The sequence below is a fragment of the Maribacter sp. HS genome, assembly GCF_048059195.1.
In the GTDB taxonomy this organism is placed as follows: domain Bacteria; phylum Bacteroidota; class Bacteroidia; order Flavobacteriales; family Flavobacteriaceae; genus Maribacter; species Maribacter dokdonensis.
Genome location: NZ_JAYLVV010000004.1, coordinates 433,915 through 454,270, shown reverse-complemented (window position 1 = coordinate 454,270; position 20,356 = coordinate 433,915). Strand labels below are relative to the sequence as shown.

At 36.5% G+C, this 20,356-nt stretch carries 15 protein-coding genes; all 15 read left to right on the top strand.

The features are described 5' to 3' along the window. Positions 1-73: 73 nt before the first annotated feature. Positions 74-520: a KTSC domain-containing protein gene (locus VBZ51_RS11525; protein ID WP_416577021.1), complete on the top strand. Its 447-nt coding sequence runs from the start codon at positions 74-76 to the stop codon at positions 518-520. 27 nt (positions 521-547) lie between these two features. Continuing rightward, positions 548-1,849: a DEAD/DEAH box helicase gene (locus tag VBZ51_RS11520; RefSeq protein ID WP_416577020.1), complete on the top strand. Its 1,302-nt coding sequence runs from the start codon at positions 548-550 to the stop codon at positions 1,847-1,849. A gap of 37 nt (positions 1,850-1,886) precedes the next feature. Then, positions 1,887-3,437, top strand: coding sequence for an SDR family NAD(P)-dependent oxidoreductase (locus tag VBZ51_RS11515; protein WP_074673853.1), 1,551 nt, complete (start codon positions 1,887-1,889; stop codon positions 3,435-3,437). 36 nt (positions 3,438-3,473) lie between these two features. Next, positions 3,474-4,409, top strand: a complete 936-nt coding sequence (locus VBZ51_RS11510; protein WP_416577019.1) for a DUF1963 domain-containing protein — start codon at positions 3,474-3,476, stop codon at positions 4,407-4,409. Positions 4,410-4,691: 282 nt separating this feature from the next. After that, a complete protein-coding gene (locus tag VBZ51_RS11505) occupies positions 4,692-6,578 on the top strand; it encodes a hypothetical protein (RefSeq protein ID WP_416577018.1) in 1,887 nt (628 codons plus the stop codon). Positions 6,579-6,620: 42 nt separating this feature from the next. Beyond that, positions 6,621-7,415, top strand: a complete 795-nt coding sequence (locus tag VBZ51_RS11500) for a DUF2490 domain-containing protein (protein ID WP_416577017.1) — start codon at positions 6,621-6,623, stop codon at positions 7,413-7,415. 23 nt (positions 7,416-7,438) lie between these two features. Then, positions 7,439-8,290: an MORN repeat-containing protein gene (locus tag VBZ51_RS11495; protein ID WP_416577016.1), complete on the top strand. Its 852-nt coding sequence runs from the start codon at positions 7,439-7,441 to the stop codon at positions 8,288-8,290. A gap of 169 nt (positions 8,291-8,459) precedes the next feature. After that, entirely contained in the window at positions 8,460-11,456 is a 2,997-nt protein-coding gene (locus VBZ51_RS11490) for a WD40/YVTN/BNR-like repeat-containing protein (protein ID WP_416577015.1), read from the top strand. 158 nt (positions 11,457-11,614) lie between these two features. After that, positions 11,615-12,949, top strand: a complete 1,335-nt coding sequence (locus VBZ51_RS11485; RefSeq protein ID WP_416577014.1) for a TolC family protein — start codon at positions 11,615-11,617, stop codon at positions 12,947-12,949. 5 nt (positions 12,950-12,954) lie between these two features. Next, positions 12,955-14,172 (top strand): efflux RND transporter periplasmic adaptor subunit, encoded by a 1,218-nt coding sequence (locus tag VBZ51_RS11480; RefSeq protein ID WP_416577013.1) that lies wholly within the window; start codon positions 12,955-12,957, stop codon positions 14,170-14,172. Between the two features lie 5 nt (positions 14,173-14,177). Next, positions 14,178-14,921, top strand: a complete 744-nt coding sequence (locus VBZ51_RS11475) for an ABC transporter ATP-binding protein (RefSeq protein WP_071342230.1) — start codon at positions 14,178-14,180, stop codon at positions 14,919-14,921. Between the two features lie 2 nt (positions 14,922-14,923). Then, a complete protein-coding gene (locus tag VBZ51_RS11470) occupies positions 14,924-16,144 on the top strand; it encodes an ABC transporter permease (RefSeq protein ID WP_058102746.1) in 1,221 nt (406 codons plus the stop codon). 6 nt (positions 16,145-16,150) lie between these two features. Then, complete coding sequence (locus VBZ51_RS11465; RefSeq protein WP_071342232.1) at positions 16,151-17,185, top strand: sensor histidine kinase; 1,035 nt, start codon at positions 16,151-16,153, stop codon at positions 17,183-17,185. A gap of 1 nt (position 17,186) precedes the next feature. Next, positions 17,187-17,924 carry a LytR/AlgR family response regulator transcription factor gene (locus tag VBZ51_RS11460; RefSeq protein WP_416577012.1) on the top strand — a complete coding sequence of 246 codons (738 nt, stop codon included), beginning with the start codon at positions 17,187-17,189 and terminating at the stop codon, positions 17,922-17,924. 279 nt (positions 17,925-18,203) lie between these two features. After that, positions 18,204-20,333 carry a catalase gene (locus tag VBZ51_RS11455; RefSeq protein WP_416577011.1) on the top strand — a complete coding sequence of 710 codons (2,130 nt, stop codon included), beginning with the start codon at positions 18,204-18,206 and terminating at the stop codon, positions 20,331-20,333. The last annotated feature ends 23 nt before the right edge of the window (positions 20,334-20,356 follow it).

The window sequence follows — 20,356 nt, the reverse complement described above, 5'->3', positions numbered from 1 at the left end:
TCGTTATTTCAAGATCTTATAGGTGTTCACATAAAAATAAGACGTAGTTTCGCAGCCGCAAAAAAGCTGTGTTATGAAACGTATCAACGAATACAAAAAACTTTTTGGGGTAGAGAAGGAAATTGAACTTAAAGCCTTAAAAACCAAGTACAGAAACTTGGTTAAAGAATGGCATCCAGATAAATTTCAAGAGGGTGATGAAAAGAGGGAAGAGGCAGAAGTGCAAAGTCGTAGAATTATTGATGGCTACCACTTTCTAGTAAGTATTGCTCCAGAAACCAAAGAAGCCAATAAAGATGCTTACGAAGAAAGCATTACTTCTGGTATTACAGATTTTCAACATAATGGTCTTGTTTTAGAAGTTACTTTTGTTGATGGTGCTACGTACGAATATTTTGGAGTTACAAAACCTATCTTCCAAAAGATGATCAATGCCAACAAATTAAACAGATTTGCCAAAAGAAGTATTTTTCCAAATTACTTATATAGAAAATCTAAACGAGATCTTCAAGAAGCATAATATCATATTTTTAAAGGGTTATAACGCATGAAAAATCAAAAGGATATTTTATCAAAATTGAATATCAATGCGCTAAACCCTATGCAAGAATTGGCGATAGAAACCATTTCTTCGTCAGACAACACCATATTACTTTCACCCACGGGTACTGGTAAAACCTTGGCGTTTCTATTACCGGTCCTAGACCTTTTGGATCCAAACAATCCTGAAGTGCAAGTGCTCATTTTAGTGCCCTCTCGTGAGCTGGCCATACAAATAGAGCAAGTGCTGCGTGATATGGGTACCGGTTTTAAGGTAAATGCCATTTATGGCGGTAGGGCAATGTCCAAGGACAAGATTGAACTAAAACATACACCTGCCATTTTAATTGGCACACCTGGTAGAATTTTAGATCATTTTATGGCAGATCGTTTCACCAAAGACCATATTAATACGCTTGTACTTGATGAGTTTGATAAATCGCTCGAAGTTGGTTTTGAAGAGCAAATGACAGAAATTTTGCTAGAATTGCCAAACCTTAAAAAGCGCATTCTTACCTCTGCGACCGAGGGCGTTAAAATCCCAAAATTTGTGGGTATGGAAAATCCAAGAAGAATTAATTTTCTAAAAAAAGAAATTCCATCACAGTTAACCATTAGCACTGTTGTTTCCAAAGAAAAAGACAAACTGAACACTTTGGTTCAGTTACTTGAATTTATTGGTGAAGAACCTGGCATTATTTTCTGTAATTACAAGGATAGTATTGAAAGTGTAAGCGTTTTTTTAAGCGAGCAAAGTATTTTGCACGAATGCTTTTCCGGTGGTATGGAACAACGAGATCGCGAACGTGCGCTTATTAAATTCAGAAATGGCAGTAGCAGAATTTTGGTGGCAACTGATCTTGCTGCTAGGGGCATTGACATTACCGAACTAAAATTCATTGTTCATTACGAATTACCACATCGTATAGAAGAGTTTACCCACCGTAACGGTAGAACTGCGCGTGTAAATGAATTGGGAACAGCCTATGTTCTAAAATGGGATAAAGAAAAATTACCTGAGTTTATTGAAGCATCGACCCCAATTAAAATCAATTCCTCAAAAAAATTAGGTGATCCGTTTTGGGAAACCTTATTTATTTCTGGCGGAAGAAAAGATAAAATATCCAAAGGTGATATTGCGGGACTTTTCTTTAAGCAAGGCGACTTAAATAGAGACCAATTGGGAGATATAGAACTAAAGCAAGATTGCGCTTTTGTTGCGGTACCTAAAAGTCTATCAAAAGAGCTTGCGAATAAATTGAACAACACCCGATTAAAAAAGAAGAAAGTACGCATTACCGTACTTTAAGCATTGTTAGTATTTTTGTCCTTATTAAGGTAGTATCATGAAGGAAGAACAGCAGTATAAAGAAACAGAAATCGACTTAAACGAGATTGAAAGTTGTATTGATATTTTAAATCGTTTGGTAAACGACACCAACCAGATTTTTGAAATTCCCGAAGATAGACGTATTGCCTTAATTAAAGCTGCCGGCCAATTATCTCGCCCTAGCAAACAAGAATTTGCTAAACGGGTAAAGGATGCCAAACGAAATGAAAAAAGAAAGCAGGCTGTTCGTGACAAACATGCCCGTAAAGAAACCGGAATTCGTAGTGCGCGTGAAGCCCATGTCTTTGTTGCGCCAAAATTACTACCTGCAGCCGAATTGGCCAGTAAAGATTTGCCGGAGCTTACTACCCCTCGAAACTGTTATGTGTGTAAGGCCGAGTTTACAAAGCTTCACCATTTTTATGATACCATGTGTACAGATTGTGGCGATTTCAACTATGCCAAAAGATTTCAGACTGCAAATGTTAAAGGTCAGGTAGCGGTGATTACCGGTTCACGTTTAAAAATTGGTTATCATATTACCTTAATGCTACTTCGTGGAGGCGCAACGGTCATTGCTACCACACGTTTTCCAGTAGATTCTGCATTACGTTTTTCTAAGGAGGAAGATTTTATGGAGTGGGGGCACCGACTTAAAATTCATGGTCTAGACTTGCGCCATATACCCAGTGTAGAAATCTTCTGCAATTTTGTAGAGCAGCAATATGACAAACTGGATATCTTGATCAATAATGCTGCGCAAACAGTGCGTAGACCAGCAGGATTCTACCATCACTTAATGGAGAACGAAGAGCGCGAATTCTCATCCCTTCCAAAATTTGCCCAAATGGTTTTAAGCGACCATGAAAGCTGTTTGGAAGAGCTTAAAACATTCAGCTCAAAAGCATCACCAAATCAAAACATGCCGGTTACATGGCACGGACCAGAACCTGGTATTGGTTTAAGAGCTTCCGCTCAACTATCACAAATACCGTATAGTTTTGACAATGCATTGGTTGCCCAAGAGGTTTTTCCAACTGGCGAGTTAGATGCCGATCTTCAACAAGTAGATTTACGCAAAACCAACAGTTGGCGACTAAAATTAGGAGAGATAGAAACTACCGAAATGATCGAGGTTCAATTGGTCAACTCCGTTGCACCTTTTGTACTGTGCAATCGTTTGGCTGAAATGATGAAAAAAGAAAATACCGGTCAAAAACATATTATCAACGTTACGGCCATGGAAGGTAAATTCCACCGTTTCTTTAAGGAGTCGCGCCATCCGCATACCAATATGGCGAAGGCTGCATTGAATATGTTAACGCATACCGCAGCTGGCGAACTTGCAAAAGATGGTATTTTTATGAACGCTGTGGATACGGGCTGGGTTACCGATGAGGATCCAGCGGAATTAGCGAAAAAGAAACAAGAAGTACATGATTTTCAGCCTCCGCTAGATATTGTTGATGGTGCAGCCAGAGTTATGGATCCATTATTTGACGGTATAAATACAGGTAAACATTGGTGTGGTAAATTTTTAAAGGATTACTTCCCAATTGATTGGTAGACAACTACTTTTATCTTTTGAAAAACATGTCTTTTAATGAGTAAAAGAAATAATAGCTACCTTTATTTAGTTATTATTTTATATTCGATTATGGGTAACAGTCAAGACAACTTATCAAAGATCAAAAATGAAATACTAAACTCAGATTTTAATGTTCCTTATAGCTGTAAAATAGAACTTAGTGAATTGATTCAACCTACTGTGGGTGTAAAAACAATAGCTAAAGATGATAAGGATATCAATATAGGTTCATCAAAAATTGGAGGTAAACCAGATTTACCCATTAACTTCGATTGGCCCAAAATGGACAATGAGTTTCTTACTTTTTGTGCTCAATACAACTTAGAGGAAATCAATAATTATGATGTCTCTAACAAATTACCAGCTAGCGGAATAATTTATGTTTTTATTTATATTGATAAAGAATGGCCAGGTTTCCTAAACAAGAAAAATTCTTATAAAGTTATTTTTCAAGAAAACACAGACGAATTAATTAGAACAGAATTCCCCTTGAATTACTTCAGTGAAGGAATTTTTGAACCCTCCAAGATTGAATATTTTGAATCGTATACCATGCCTGATGATGAGAGTATTATCTTGAAAAATTTTCAAGATAGTTATGAAGGTTTTCATGATTTCTATCATTCTACCTACGAATATATACAACATTTAACTGAGTTAGATATAGATAGTTTTCATCAAGTATTAGGTTATGATCGTTCAATTCAATCTAGTGTAACATATAGTTTTGCAGAAATTGAATTAGAAATTAATTCACAAGATGAATGGAATACTAAAAAGTCTGAAATTTTAGAGTTATCAAAAAAATACCAATTACTTCTACAACTTGAAACTGATGGCAATAACTTAGATAAGTTTGGTGGCAGTTCTACTATTTACTTCGGAATGGACCCTAAAGATCTAAAAATGAAAAATTTCGATAACGTTATTATGGCTTTTCAGGGTACTTAATATCCAAATTTGGATAAAACAGTACATTAGCATTGATAGGAATTAATGGTTCAGGTCTTTTTTTTACATACTTTTTCTTAATATTATTGAGACTTCCGTAATTTTTATAGCTTTTATTGCTTCATTCTGAATAGATCAAAAACTTTTAATAAAAAGTTAAAAATCATACGGTTCTAATTTACTAGTCTGAATCTATTTTCGTTTTTTTGCGGCATGATTAGGCTAACTATCAACCCATTACTATTATTTATTGTATGCTGTTGTTTCAGTATTACAAATTTGTTGAATGCCCAAGAGGTCAAAAATTACAACGGACCGTTACAAATTGGCAAATACAACGGTAAGGCAACCTATACGTATAAAATTGTTGATAACGACACAGTACTGGATGGTAACTTTTTAGTGTTACGCTCCAATCTTCAAGAGCTTTTACAAAAACAAGATTATTCTTTTCAATTTAAAGGTAGCTTTGTGGATGGTACGGCCAATGGTCCTTGGAAATTTCAATTTGGGGAATTCAACTCCAAAAGCCAATCTGAAGTTATTGATTATCAATACCGTGTATTGGTAAGCGGTGTTCAAAAAACTTCTACGGGAAAAATAAAGATGGGCAAACCAAATGGTGAGTGGACCATTTTAGAAGAGCAAATCGAAGATTCCGAAATTTCAGAAACCTTATTTAAAAGTGTCATTACTTTTGATGACGGGGTACCACAGCAAAATTTCAGTATCAATAATGAAGATTACACCTTAGTTGGTAGGTTTTTAAGGGATGGTGTGGCACATGATGAGTGGTCTTTATTTCCCACTAACGGAATTGACCAATCTGAAAGCTGGTTTTTTAAAGATGGTCTGTTACAGTCTATACGTGTAGATGATGATAATGAACATAAGACCATAACCGCATTTAAAGATTATTCCGGCGAAACGAAAACTATAAATTTAGATGCGTCCTATATTGCTGCACTTGATATTCAGTTTTCTCAAGAAGATGTTACTACACTTCATCAAAACAATCTACCTAAGTTATTAAAACAAAATGCTCTGCGCTATCAAGAAATAGACGATATTTTATCAGCGTTGGGTAAATCTGATTTTCTTCCGGAGTTTAAGGTAAAGGTGCCTTATTACCCATTAGATTCATTAGAAAGAGATGATATTGATAGTACGGTGGCATATTATAAAAAAGCGAGGGAATTAAGTGAATCCATCCTACAAAACTCACAATTGAATATTTTAAAGCTGTCAGATGAAACTACAGCATATCAATACAATACGGTACTTCAAATAAAGAAGAATTTTTTAACGCCTATTCAAGAAATGGTACGCTATGATTCTTTATCCATTTTAGAATATACTTCACGTAAAGAGCTGTTGGATCACGTATTTGCAGAGGATTTACCCAAACCTAATATGACCATTGCTATTGAGATGGATAGTATCACCTCTACAAAACAGTATACAATACCTACTTCAACTGTACCTTCCTATGATGCTACTAGTACTTCTTATATTAAAACCATTGCCAAAATGGGATATGATGGTATACAGGCTATTGCAAACGAAGTAAAAGAAACCCTTGCTCAGGAAAAAAGACAGAATGAACTGGCTAATCTTGAAGAGGAAATTATTGTTCAAAACGATTCCTTAGTGATGTTCATTGATTCTATGGGAACCAGCCTTCCTGTAAACTATTTAGCCGCCTTACGTCAATTAAAGTCTTTTGCGAGCGCTACGCTGAACGATTATTCTAAAGTAAAATCTGCCCAAAACAGATTAACTGCGGCTAGAAGTACGCTTACCTGTTTAAAGAATTTAAATGAATTATCCGTTACAGTATCCAACATGCCCACATTTAAAAGTACCATACAAGATTCATATACCGATCGTATTTGGAATCCGTTTATGGCAACCTTAATGGATGAAGACATTAAAAAGAGAATAACATCTGCTTACACTAAAATTCTGGAACCCTATTTCTTAAAGCAAATAGAACAATCGCTCACATGTGAAAACACCTTCAATTTAAATGAGCATATTAACGCCACTTACCATACGGTAATAATGCTAAAGGATAAGGATACCAAAAAGCTGGAACGTAAACTGAAAAAAGAAAAGGACCCTTCAGTAATTTTAGAAATGTTGAATGTACAAAACACAAAGCAATAGTCTATGAAATCGTTTGGTACATACATAATAAAAGGGTTGTTTTTGTTTTGCTTTCTAACAGCATTCCATAGTATTTCACAAGAAGAGGAGCCAGAGGTTTTACCCGAGTATTCTAAGTATAAGGACCTCTCTACAAAAACCTGGATCAATACTTACGGAAACATACGTATTGGCAAACGCTTATTTTGGGATGCCCAAACACACTTAAGACTTGAAGAAACAGAAGCTACACCTTTTGTAGGTCAGGTAGCCCAAGTCTATAACAGACATGCTATAGGGTATATACATTCTAAATATTTCAATGTACGTTTAGGTGGTGTGCTCCGATTGAATTTTAATACCGATGAAGCTTCAACTGATCGTAATTTAGTGCCTGAATGGCGTATTTGGCATCAGTATCAATTTGCACAGGCTTTGGAAAGTATGATGATTTATCACCGTATTCGTATAGAGCATAGATGGACCCAAGGTTTTGCCGAGAATAGCGAGTATATTTTTAGAAATAGATGGCGTTACATGTTCAGAATGAAAATTCCATTGAACAATCATAAGTTAAAACCAAAAACATTGTACGTAGCTCCAGAGGCAGAATTGATCATGCAAAGTGGAAAAGCGGTAGTAGCCAGCCCTATGGAAGATTTACGACTTACAACTACCTTAGGATATATACTAACACCTAGGTTGACCGTGGCTGCGGGTGCCATGTATTCCCAAGGTCAAGATTTAGCCAATGGTGGATTTTTTAAACATAGTTGGGCCATGCGCTTTCATGTATACTTCTCTCCAGATTTTAGAAAGGTTAAGAACAAACTTCCAGAAATTCATTTAACGGACTAGATAGGTACCGCAATTAAAAGAGTATGAAGAAAAAGGATATTACACTTTACGGCTTACTTGTTATACTTACTGTATTGGTAATTTATTTTGGCATAAAATCTAATTCGCTTCAAAATGAAATCGGTGAGAGTAGTAAGGCAAAAGAAGAACTAGATGTATTGGTTACTGGCAATAAAGAGTTAATGGCCATTGATTCCGTACTTATTGAAGGTGATTATAACAAGGCTATTGCTTCATACAATTCTACGCTAGAAAATCATGAAGAACTGAATACAGTTATTCCTTTAAGAATTGCCCTAGCAGAAAAACTTATGCAGAATGATAGCAAAGCAAAACTTGAAATAAGCGAAACTGACGTTTTAAAAGATTCCGTTGCCGTCAACCCAATTAGTCAAACGGAAATTAGGAGTATTGACTCCTTAAGTTTTGCCCTGGAGAAAGCACGTGTACAATTGAACAATATGCGTAAGCAATTGAACAATAAATCCTTTGGTGAATATCTTAGTTTTAGCACAAAGAAGGGAACTGCATTGCATTATGTAGGTCAAGTAAAAAACAACAAGGCCAACGGCTCAGGTATTGCGCTTTTGGAAACGGGCAGTAGGTATGAAGGGCAATGGAAAGACAATGCTCGTGAAGGATACGGTACATTTTACTGGCCAGATGGCGAATATTACATTGGCAGCTATGAAAATGATATGCGTAGTGGAGAAGGTACCTACTTTTGGCCCAATGGAGATAAATACAAAGGTCAATGGAAAGATGACAAACGAAACGGAAAGGGAATTTTTCATTCAAAAGAAGGCTCCGTTATCAGTGGTATCTGGGAAAATGATAAACTTAAAGATTCTGGCAAAAAAGAAAAGAAACAATAAGTTTCTGATTTGCCCGCTTTATAGTTTTAGGTAAAATAGCCATTGCTTACCATATGAATCTCAATTTATCCGTTGGATACTATCAAAATCATAAAAATTACATTAGCGGTATGTTTTGCGTTTAGGTTTAAGTAACTTTAGGTTTTAACCAACCTATCTGTACACTACAATGAAAACGCTATTTCGTTACCTTACTTCCGTATCGTTTATTTTACTTACCACAACACTTTTATCCCAAGACTTTTCTGCACTGGAATATAGAACTATTGGTCCACAAAGAGGTGGTCGTGTAACTACGGTTACAGGTACACCCATGTTACCAGGTACATTCTATTTAGGTGCATCTGGTGCTGGTGTATGGAAAACTGATGATTACGGTACAACTTGGAACAATATATCCGATGGATTTTTCGATACTCCCTCCATAGGTGCCATTGAAGTTGCGCTAAATGACCCTAATATTGTATATGTTGGTACAGGTTCTGATGGATTAAGAAGTAATATTATTAGTGGTAAAGGCATGTACAAATCTATAGACGGTGGTAAAACCTGGAGTCATATCGGACTTGAAAATGCAGGACAGATCGGAGCGGTAGAAATTGACCCTACCAATAGTAATGTGGTTTGGGTGGCCGCTATTGGTAATGCATTCAAGGCAAATGAAGAACGTGGTATTTACAAAACAATGGATGGTGGAACTACTTGGACAAAAATGTTGCATATATCCAATACTACAGGATTTGCCGATTTAGAATTGTTACCGGGAAATCCTAATGTGGTTTACGCTGCCGCATGGAAAGCACAACGAACTCCGTGGACAATCATCTCTGGTGGTGAAAATAAAGAAGGAGGTATTTATAAATCGGTCAATGGAGGTAAGGACTGGACAAAATTAGAAGAGGGACTGCCACAGGGTTTGATCGGAAAAATAGATTTAGCCGTATCCCCTGTAGATTCAAGTATTCTGTATGCAGTAATTGAAGCTCCTGGTGATGAGGGCGGAGTATACAAATCTATTGATCAGGGTAAAAGTTTTGTACAGACATCAAGCAATAAAGGTCTTGTAAATAGACCTTTTTATTACACTAATATTGAACTAGACCCTACAAACCCTGATATTGTCTATTCCAATGCCAATCCGCTTTTGAAATCTAAAGATGGTGGAAAATCATGGACAATGATGTCCGTACCACATGGTGACAATCATGATATATGGTTGAACCCTAACAATCCAGATTTGTTGATTCAATGTAATGACGGCGGTGCCAATGTTTCTCATAATGGAGGTAAAACCTGGTCTTCTCAATTTAATCAACCTACCGCAGAAATCTATCAAGTTGCTGTGGATAATCAATATCCATATTGGATCTATGGCGCGCAACAAGATAACACAACGATAGCCATACCTAGTTCTGCTCCAAGTGCCACAGCTGTACAAGGAAGCTCACAGACCATGATAGATGTAGGTGGTTGTGAAACCGGACCCACTATTCCTAAACCTGGCAATCACAATATTGTTTACAATAACTGTAAAGGTCGTTTTAGTGTTTATAATAAGATTACGGGAGTTGGTAGAGAATACTCTATTGGAGCATCCAACATCTATGGGCATAATCCTAAAGACCTAAAATATAGATTTCAAAGGGTAGCACCAATTCATGTTTCACCACATGATCCAGATGTTGTTTATATGGGCTCACAGTTTGTACATAAGACCAGAAATGACGGGGTTATTTGGGAAACCATCTCGCCAGATTTAACCGCTTTTGAGGCCGACAAGCAAGTAAACTCGGGGAGCCCGATCACTAGGGATATTACAGGTGAAGAATATTACAGCACCTTATATTCTATTAGGGAATCTAAAATAAAAGAAGGATTAATTTGGACAGGCTCCAACGATGGTGTAGTTTCTTTAACACAAGATGGCGGACAAACTTGGACGAACGTAACGCCTAAGAAAATGCTAAAAGGGGGTAGAGTGGAATCTATTGAGCCATCTCAATTTAACCCCGCGAAAGCGTATATCTCCGTTGACAGACATTTGTTGGGGGATACTACTCCATATTTCTATAAAACCGAAGATTATGGTAAAACTTGGGAGTTGTTGACCAACGGAATTCCGTCTGACTATACCAGCAAAGTATTACGCGAAGACCTTGTTCAAGAAGGGCTATTGTTTGCAGGTACTGAATATGGAATGTTCGTATCCATGAACGATGGCATAGATTGGAAGCCGTTTCAACAGAACTTGCCCGTAACACCAATTACCGATATTACTATTTATAGAGGGGATTTAGTTTTAAGCACCATGGGTCGCGGCTTTTGGGTATTGGACAACATCACCAGTTTAAGAAATAATGCAATTTCATCGTTAAAAGATACTCCTGTATTATTTCAACCGGATAATACAATCAGATACCGAACACCTAGAAGATCAAAAGGATTTCCTGATTATTCTTCAACTGGGGTACTTATTGATTACTACTTACCAAAAGATGGTAAAAACAATGTACAATTAGAAATATTGGATGCCAGCAAACAAACTATCGCCACTATTAGCAGTGATTCCACTAAAACAAAATCCACAAAAGAAGAAGTGGACAATATGAGTTTAAGCATGTCTTTCAGTTATTTTGATAATACGTTGAATACTAAAAAAGGCATTAACAGATTTCAATGGGATATGCGCCAAAAAGGAGCATGGAGTGATAAGGCTTCTAGAAGTTACAAAAATGGACCTATGGTGCCACCAGGAAATTATATTGTAAAATTAACGGTTGATCATAAATCATTTGAGCAGCCATTTGAAATTTTAGTGGACCCACGATTAGCCGATGAAGGTATTGACGAAAAAATTATTGCTGAGCATTTAGCATTTGAAAATAAAGTATTGGACTTATTGACCAAAGCCAGAAAATTTCAATCGGAATTAGAGGCTGAAATCAAAAAAAGTAAAGGGGACAGAAAAGAGTCTTTGGAGAGCGTATTAAAAGTCATTAAGAATGATGAAGGAGCGTATCCACAGCAGATGCTGGTTCCGCAAATCAGCTATTTATCCTATATCGTTGGGGGTGCAGATAAAATACCCGGTAACGAAGAAGTTGAACGCCTAAAAGATTTAGAACAACAATTACAGGCGGTTAAACAAAAGGCTCAACTTAACTAATTACATATTGGCAATTGTTGAAGTATTCGGCAATTGCCAAAAAAATTCGTCGATAAAATTTTACTTTCCGTATAAACAAAAAGGGTAGACTTCTATTCATTTTTAGTAAAGAAGTATAAAGTTTCACTTTTGAGGTGTTAATTAAAAACGCACCTTAAATGAAACAATTTATAATCATAGCTAGCATTTTATTTGCTCACTTTGGTTTTGCTCAAGATGTTGAAACAAATTCCTCATCAAAAAAAATATGGTCTTTAGAAGACTGTATTGAATATGCCATTGAAAACAATATTACCGTAAAAGATGCTGAATTGAACACAAGCATTTCAGAGGTAGATTATAGCGCGGCAAAATCAGCAAAACTTCCTAATCTTTTTGGTAGTGCTTCTCAAAATTTTTCTAGCGGTACATCTATAGACCCTATTACCAGCGACTATGTTTCTGATCAGATCCATAGTACCAATTTAGGTATCAATAGTTCTGTAACACTTTTTCAAGGGAATCAGTTAACCAATCAAGTAAAACAGAATAAGCTTTTAATAGAACAGAATAGCTTATTGGCGCAAGAAGCAAAAAACAACATTGTTATCAGTATTCTTGAATCATACTTACAAACCTTATTCAGTAAGGAAGGTATTACCATTGCCGAGAATAATTTAGATGCATCTGAAAAAGAAGTGCTAAGGGCTAAATCTAGATTAGATGCGGGTACTATTGCCTTAAGTGATTATACCGAGGCGCAAAGTCAGGCAGCAACCAACAAATACAATGTTATTGCCGCAAAAAATGATTACGAGCTTAATATCATTGATCTAAAGCAATTACTGGAGCTATCTCCTTTAGAGGACTTAGAAATTGAAACGGTTGATGAAAATCAAGATTTACTTCACCTTGAATTAAATAGAGAAGCTATTTATACCAATGCGCTTTCATACCTGCCAGAAGTAGAAGCCAGTAACACCAATATTCTGATCAACGAAAAAGAGTTGGAAATCGCCAAAGGTGGTTACTTACCTACATTATCGTTAACAGGGAGTCTTGGTTCCGGATATACAAGTATTAGCGACAATACTTTCTATGATCAATTGGATGTCAACTTTAACCAAAGATTGGGCTTAAGCTTAAATATTCCAATTTTTAATAGAAACCAGACAAAGTCTGCTGTACAGACGGCAACTTTTAATATTGAAAAAGCTGAAATACAAAAGCAAACGGTAGAAAAAGAGGTCATTAAAAAGGTGGAAACCGCTTACCAGAACGCACTTTCTTCCCAAGAACAATTGGTAGCCGCAGAGGCATCACAACAAGCCGCTGAACAATCCTATAATCTTGCACAGAAGAAATACGAGTTGGGAGATTTAAGTACTACGGATCTTGTAATTAGTCAAAACACTTACACCAATGCCCAACAGAATTACCTACAATCAAAATATCTAAACATTCTATACCATCAATTATTACAATTCTATCAAGGAAACGAAATTAAACTTTAATCAAAATGAAAAATAAAAATAAAATCATAATAGGCGGTATTGCATTAGTGATCGTAGCCCTTGTAGCTTACAGTTTTATGAAAGGCGACGACAGTACTGCTATTGAGGTAAAAACAGTTTTGGCCAAAAAAGGAGATGTAACCACTATGGTAACAGCTACAGGAACCATAGAACCCATTAATCAGGTTGATGTAGGTACACAAGTATCCGGTGTGGTAGAGAAAATATATGTGGATTACAATAGCGAAGTCAAAGAAGGGCAACTTATTGCCGAATTAGATAAGACCAACCTTAAAGCGGCTACCGTGCAAGCTCAAGCATCATATGACAACGCAGTTAGTAACCGTAATTATTTACAGACCATTTATGAAAGACAAAAAACATTATATGACAATCAGGTCATCAGTAAGTCTGATTTTGATGATGCCGTTTACAATTATGAAACTGCAAAAGGTACGGTTACACAGCGTTTATCCGACTTACAACAGGCGAGAACAAATTTAGGTTATGCCAATATTTACTCACCAATAGATGGAGTTGTACTTTCAAGAGATATTGAAGAAGGACAAACGGTAGCGGCAAGTTATAGTACACCAACATTATTTACCATAGCACAAGATTTAAAGGAGATGCAAGTTGAAGCAGATGTTGATGAGGCTGATATAGGAGTGGTAGAAGAGGGGCAGCGTGTAAGCTTTACTGTTGATGCATACCAAGGCCAAAAATTTGAAGGCACGGTTACACAAGTAAGATTAGACCCAACCATTACTTCAAATGTAGTTACATATACCGTGGTGATAAAAGCGGATAATCCTGACTTAAGATTAAAACCCGGACTTACGGCTACGATTTCCATTTACACCTTAGAGTTAAAAGATGTGCTATCAGTAGAAGCTAAGGCCATCAATTTTAAACCCACGCCACCTGAAATGATGGCTTATAATGAACAGGAAAACTTAGCTATGGAAAGACCTCAAGGTGGACCTATGAATTCTGATGAAGGCTCTACTAAGGTATGGGTGATGGAAGCTAATGGCGCTATTTCACCTAAGGAAGTGACCTTAGGGGCAAGTGATGGGGTAAACGTACAAGTTTTAAATGGTATTAATGAGGGTGATAAATTGGTGTACAGCTTAAAATCTGAATCCACAATAGCTGGTCCGCCGTCCGGAAACTCAGAAGAAAGTCCGTTTATGCCAAAACCACCAGGAGGTAAAAGATAAAGATCATGAGCAAGGAAATTATAAAAATTCAAGATTTAAAGCGCGAGTTTACCATGGGTAATGAAACTGTTCATGCCTTAAGAGGTATTTCATTTACCATAAAAGAAGGTGAGTTCGTTACCATAATGGGATCTAGTGGCTCTGGCAAGAGTACGATGTTGAACATTTTAGGTTGTTTGGATCAACCTACCTCAGGAACATATGAGATTGATGGTGTGAGCATGAAAGATTTAAGCAGAAACCAATTAGCGACCATCAGAAACGAAAAAATAGGATTCATTTTTCAATCCTATAATTTATTGGCAAGAACATCTGCCATAGAAAATGTTGAGTTACCGCTACTCTATAATAGCGCCGTAAGTAATGAAGAGCGTAGAGAACGTGCCATACATGCATTGCAAATGGTTGGTCTGGGCGAAAGGCTATATCACACACCATCTCAACTCTCCGGGGGGCAGCAACAACGTGTTGCCATTGCCAGATCTCTGGTAAACAATCCCGTTATGATATTGGCAGATGAAGCTACCGGTAACCTAGATACTAGAACGTCTTACGAAATCATGTCTTTATTCCAAGACCTGAACAGCCAAGGCATTACAATAACCTTTGTTACCCATGAGCCCGATATTGCGACTTTTAGCAATAGAACCATTGTTTTGAAAGATGGAAATATTATTCAGGATTACAAGAATAACAACATTCAATCAGCTGCTGCCGAACTGGCTAAACTACCACAACAAGATCATTGATTATGAGAATATTAAATCTACTTAAAATCGCATATAAAGCTATTGTTCTAAACAAAGTTAGAACTTTACTTACCATGTTGGGTATTATTATAGGTGTAGCATCTGTAATTGCCATGCTCGCCATTGGTGAGGGCTCAAAAGAAAGTATTAGAAGCACTATTTCTAGTATGGGATCCAACATGATAACTATACGCCCTGGAACAGATGATAGGGGACCTGCAAGGGGTAGTGGAGGAGACGTACAGACCTTAACACTTAAAAATTATGATGTCATAAAAGAGAAATCTACATTATTAAGTTACATTACTCCCGTAGTGAACGGTGGCGGACAAGTCATTAGTGGCGCTAACAACTGGCCAAGTACCATTTATGGTGTAAATCCAGAATATTTGGACATTAAAGTGGTGGGGTTACAAAGCGGAAGCATGTTTACGGATGCGGAAGTGAAATCAGCTTCAAAGGTTGTGGTGTTGGGGCAAACCGTAGTTGACAATGTTTTTCCAGATGGTCAAGATCCCGTTGGGCAAATGATACGTTTTGATAATATACCGTTCAAAGTTATTGGTGTTTTAGAGGAAAAAGGTGAAAATACTTTTGGGCAAGACCAAGATGATGTTGTTATAGCCCCATACACCACGGTACAAAAAAGAATTTTGGCAATAGATTATCTGAATCAGATTATGGCATCTGCGGTTAGTGAAGATGATGCACCCGATGCGGTGATAGAGGTAACGGACATTCTTCGTAACGAACACAAATTAATGGATAATGAAGATGATGATTTTTCCGTACGTTCCATGGAAGAATTGATATCTACTTTTAGCTCCACCAGTGAAATGCTTACCGTATTATTAGTGGCAGTAGCAAGTATATCCTTATTGATCGGTGGTATTGGTATCATGAATATCATGTATGTTTCCGTGAAAGAAAGAACCAAGGAAATTGGACTTCGTATGGCAGTAGGTGGCAAAGGATCGGATATTCTTATGCAATTTTTAATAGAAGCTGTATTAATTAGCATTACTGGAGGAATCATTGGTGTAATCTTAGGCCTTGGAGCTACTGTTTTTATAGAAAAGTTCTTACATTGGCCCACGAGTGTTGCTATGTATTCCATAATAATATCATTTGCAGTTTGTGCAGTTACCGGTATTTTCTTTGGTTGGTACCCGGCAAGAAAGGCTTCTGCTTTAGACCCGATTACAGCATTACGCTACGAATAATAAGTTATGTATAAGAATAAAAATATTATAATTGCCCAGCACCTTCTCATTTGGTTGGTGCTGTTCAGTATACCCTTTGCGTTATCGTACGGGCAAAATTTAGAAACTGGCAGACTTATTGCCCATTTTCTAATTCCTGTATTATTTTATGCAATCATATTTTATCTCAATTTTTTTATTCTGATCGATAAGTTTCTATTTGCAAAAAAAACACTGATTTTCGTAGTTCTTAATATTATTATCATTGGATTTTTTATGTTGGCCAAAGAGTTTATTGAAGATAACTTTTTCAGTATGCTTATAAAGAATCGTCCGCCGGAAAATGAAAGAGTAGGTCCACCATTTAAATTGTTCATCTATATACAAATGTTGACTTATGCGGCACCGCTACTTTTTTCCATTGCCATTAAGACCACTAAAAGATGGGTAAGAACAGAGGCGGAACGTAAAGAAGCGGATAATTTTAAGTTACAGACAGAGTTACAGCACTTGCGATACCAATTACAGCCGCATTTTTTCTTTAATTCATTGAACAACATTTATTCATTAGTAGATATTTCTCCTGATAAAGCCAAGTCTACCATTCATAGTTTAGGTAAGCTTATGCGCTACCTACTTTATGAAACCAATACCGAGATGGTACCACTTTCTAAAGAAATAGAATTCATGAGAAAGTATATTGAATTAATGAAATTACGGTTGACCGATAAGACAACCGTGGAATCTAGTTTCCCTATAAGTGAACCACAAATAAATATAGCTCCTTTGTTATTTATTTCCCTAATAGAGAACGCTTTTAAACATGGGGTTTCTGCAAATAAGGAAAGTGTCATCTCAATAGATATGATTACGCAAGATAGCAGTGTAATTTTTCAAATAGAAAATTATAACTTTCCAAAAGAGGAAACTGATAAAAGTGGTTCCGGTATTGGGCTACCTAACTTGGAAAAGAGGTTACATTTGCTCTACCCAAATAAACATGAGTTTGTTCAGGAAATCAAAGATGGTATTTATTCGGTGTACCTAAAAATTATAACGTAAAATGGAAGCAGTTGAAATTACTTGCATGATTGTTGACGATGAACCTATGGCGGTTAATCTTGTGGAAAGTTATGTTGATAAAACACCATATTTAACCCTTAAAAAGAAATGCAATAGTGCAATTGAGGCCATGCAATTTTTGAATACGGAAAAAGTAGATTTACTTTTTTTAGATATTCAGATGCCCGATTTAACGGGACTGGAATTCTCCAAAATGCTTTCAAAAGAAACTAGGGTCATTTTTACAACAGCTTTTGATCAATACGCCTTGGAAGGGTTTAAAGTTGAGGCCTTGGATTATTTATTGAAACCTTTTGACTATGCCGAGTTTTTGACCGCTGCGAACAAAGCTTTAGATTGGTTTACTTTGGTCAAAAGAAAGACAACTACTACTAAAGTATCTGAAGCAAAGGAATTTCTATTTGTAAAATCAGAATATAAACAACTGCGTATTAAACTAGCAGACGTACTTTATTTTGAAGGGTTAAAAGATTATATTAAAATATGGCTAAAAGATAATCCTAAGCCTATACTTACTTTAATGAGTCTTAAAAGTCTAGAAGAAGATTTACCATCTTCCCAATTTATGCGGGTTCATAGATCTTTTATAGTTGCCCTTAAATATGTTGAAGTAATAGAGCGTAGCCAAATTATCATTAACAAACAACGTATTACAGTATCGGAACAGTACAAACCTAAGTTTTTAGAATATATCAACAATAACTCCTTGAATTCTTAAAGCAATAGATTTTTTGCTTTTAATTACATTGAGTTTATCAAATTTATAATCTCCACAATACGTTCCCTTTTCTCTTCCTTCTAATTGGGGGTATGTTTTCGCTTGCCTACTCTTAAATGAACAGTGATTAAAAGTGCCATTTGATAATTGATTGTTACTACATCCATATTATTCGGTCATATGGTATGTTTTGGTTTGAGCCCATTTTAAATTTTTCACAGCTAATAATTACAATAGGTTAGCAATAATTTTAGCGCTCTTAACAAAACACACTATCCCATGGAAAAAGATAATAAGGAGACTTCTAAAATTAAGGAATTAGAAAATTTCAAAAAAGATATGACAGGTAAGCCCCTTACTACAAATCAAGGGCTTAAAGTCAACGACACCAATAACAGTCTAAAGTCAGGCGAAAGAGGATCAACCTTGTTAGAAGATTTTCTTTTACGAGAGAAAATTACAAGTTTTGACCATGAGCGTATACCGGAGCGAATTGTACATGCCCGCGGTAGTGCTGCACATGGTTATTTTGAATTATATGAAAGTATAGAAGAGTATAGTAAAGCGGGTATTTTTACGGATACTAAACGTAAAACACCCGTATTCGTACGTTTTTCTACCGTTGCCGGATCAAAGGGGTCTCCTGATTTAGCCAGAGATGTAAGAGGGTTTGCCGTAAAATTCTATACACAAGAAGGCACGTGGGACCTTGTTGGAAACAACATGCCCATATTCTTTATTCAAGATGCCATGAAGTTTCCCGATCTAATACATTCGGTTAAACCAGAGCCTAATAAAGAGATTCCACAAGCTGCATCTGCTCATGATACATTCTACGACTTTGTCTCACTGACTACAGAAACTTTACACAATCATATTTGGGCAATGAGCGATAGAGCTATTCCCAGAAGCTTGCGAATGATGGAAGGGTTCGGTATTCATACCTTTAGATTGATCAATGACAAAGGGGAGGCGCATTTTGTGAAATTTCATTGGAAACCAACTTTAGGGGTACATTCTGTAACATGGGAAGAAGCCGTAAAAATTAACGGTGCCGATCCAGATTTTCATAGAAGGGATTTATGGGATGCCATTGAAGCAGGGCAGTACCCTGAATGGGAATTAGGTCTACAAATTGTTCCAGAAGCAGATGAGCATAAATATGACTTTGACCTTTTAGACCCCACTAAATTGATACCAGAGGAAATGGTACCGGTAAAAATTATTGGTAAAATGACCTTGAACAGAAATCCTGACAACTTTTTCGCAGAAACGGAACAAGTGGCTTTTCTACCTGGACATATAGTACCGGGAATCGATTTTACAAACGATCCATTATTACAGGGGCGATTATTCTCATATAGAGACACACAATTATCCCGATTAGGTAGCCCAAATTTTCATCAAATTCCCATTAACAGACCTGTAGCGGACACACATAACAATCAACGTGATGCCCACATGCAAATGGAAATCCCAAAAGGACAAACAGCTTATTTTCCAAATAGTTTAAGTGGTGGTTGTCCTCATTTATCCAAAATGGCAGAGGGATCATTTCATTCATATGAAGAACGTATAGATGCCAAAAAAATAAGAACACGTAGCGAAAGCTTTAGCGATCATTTTTCTCAACCAGCGCTATTTTATAGAAGTTTGGCAGATTGGGAAAAAGAACATGTTGCAGCTGCATATACTTTTGAATTGGGCAAATGTAACCATGAACATATTAAAGAACGTATGTTATGGTTAATAGCACAAATAGATACAGATCTTGCTAACAAGGTAGGGGAAGGACTGGGAATGGAAATTCCAAAAGAAATAGAGCAACCAATAAATCAAGCAATTGGTGCTGATGCCGATGTGAAAAAGCACCAACCAGGAAAAAAGAAAATCTATTTAGAAAAATCTAAAGCCCTTAGCATGGCGCACACCAAATTCGATAGCATTGCCACAAGACAAATTGCAATTTTAGCCGCAGATGGTTTCAGCATGAGCGATTATTCTCCAATTAAAGAAGCATTGGAAAAAGAAGGTGCTATGTTAAAAATTGTTGCTCCACATGGTGGTACCATTAAATGTGATAAAGGAAAGAAACATAAAGTAGATGCAGCAATTGCAACAACAGAAAGTGTTCTTTTTGATGCCATTTACATTCCAGGTGGTGAAAAGTCCGTGAGCACCATTATCGAAAATGGAAAATATATAAAATTCATTAATGAAACTTTCAAATACTGCAAGGCAATTGCAGCAGATAAGGAAGGTGAAAATGTATTAGATCATACGTTCGTAGCTAACTTTAAAGAAGATGGCGCAATACATATCAACGATTCAACAGATAAATTCATTAAAAGTATTGCCAAACATAGAAACTGGGATAGAAGGGAACATACTGACAAAGTTCCGGTATAAATAATAATATGTTCGGGTAAAAT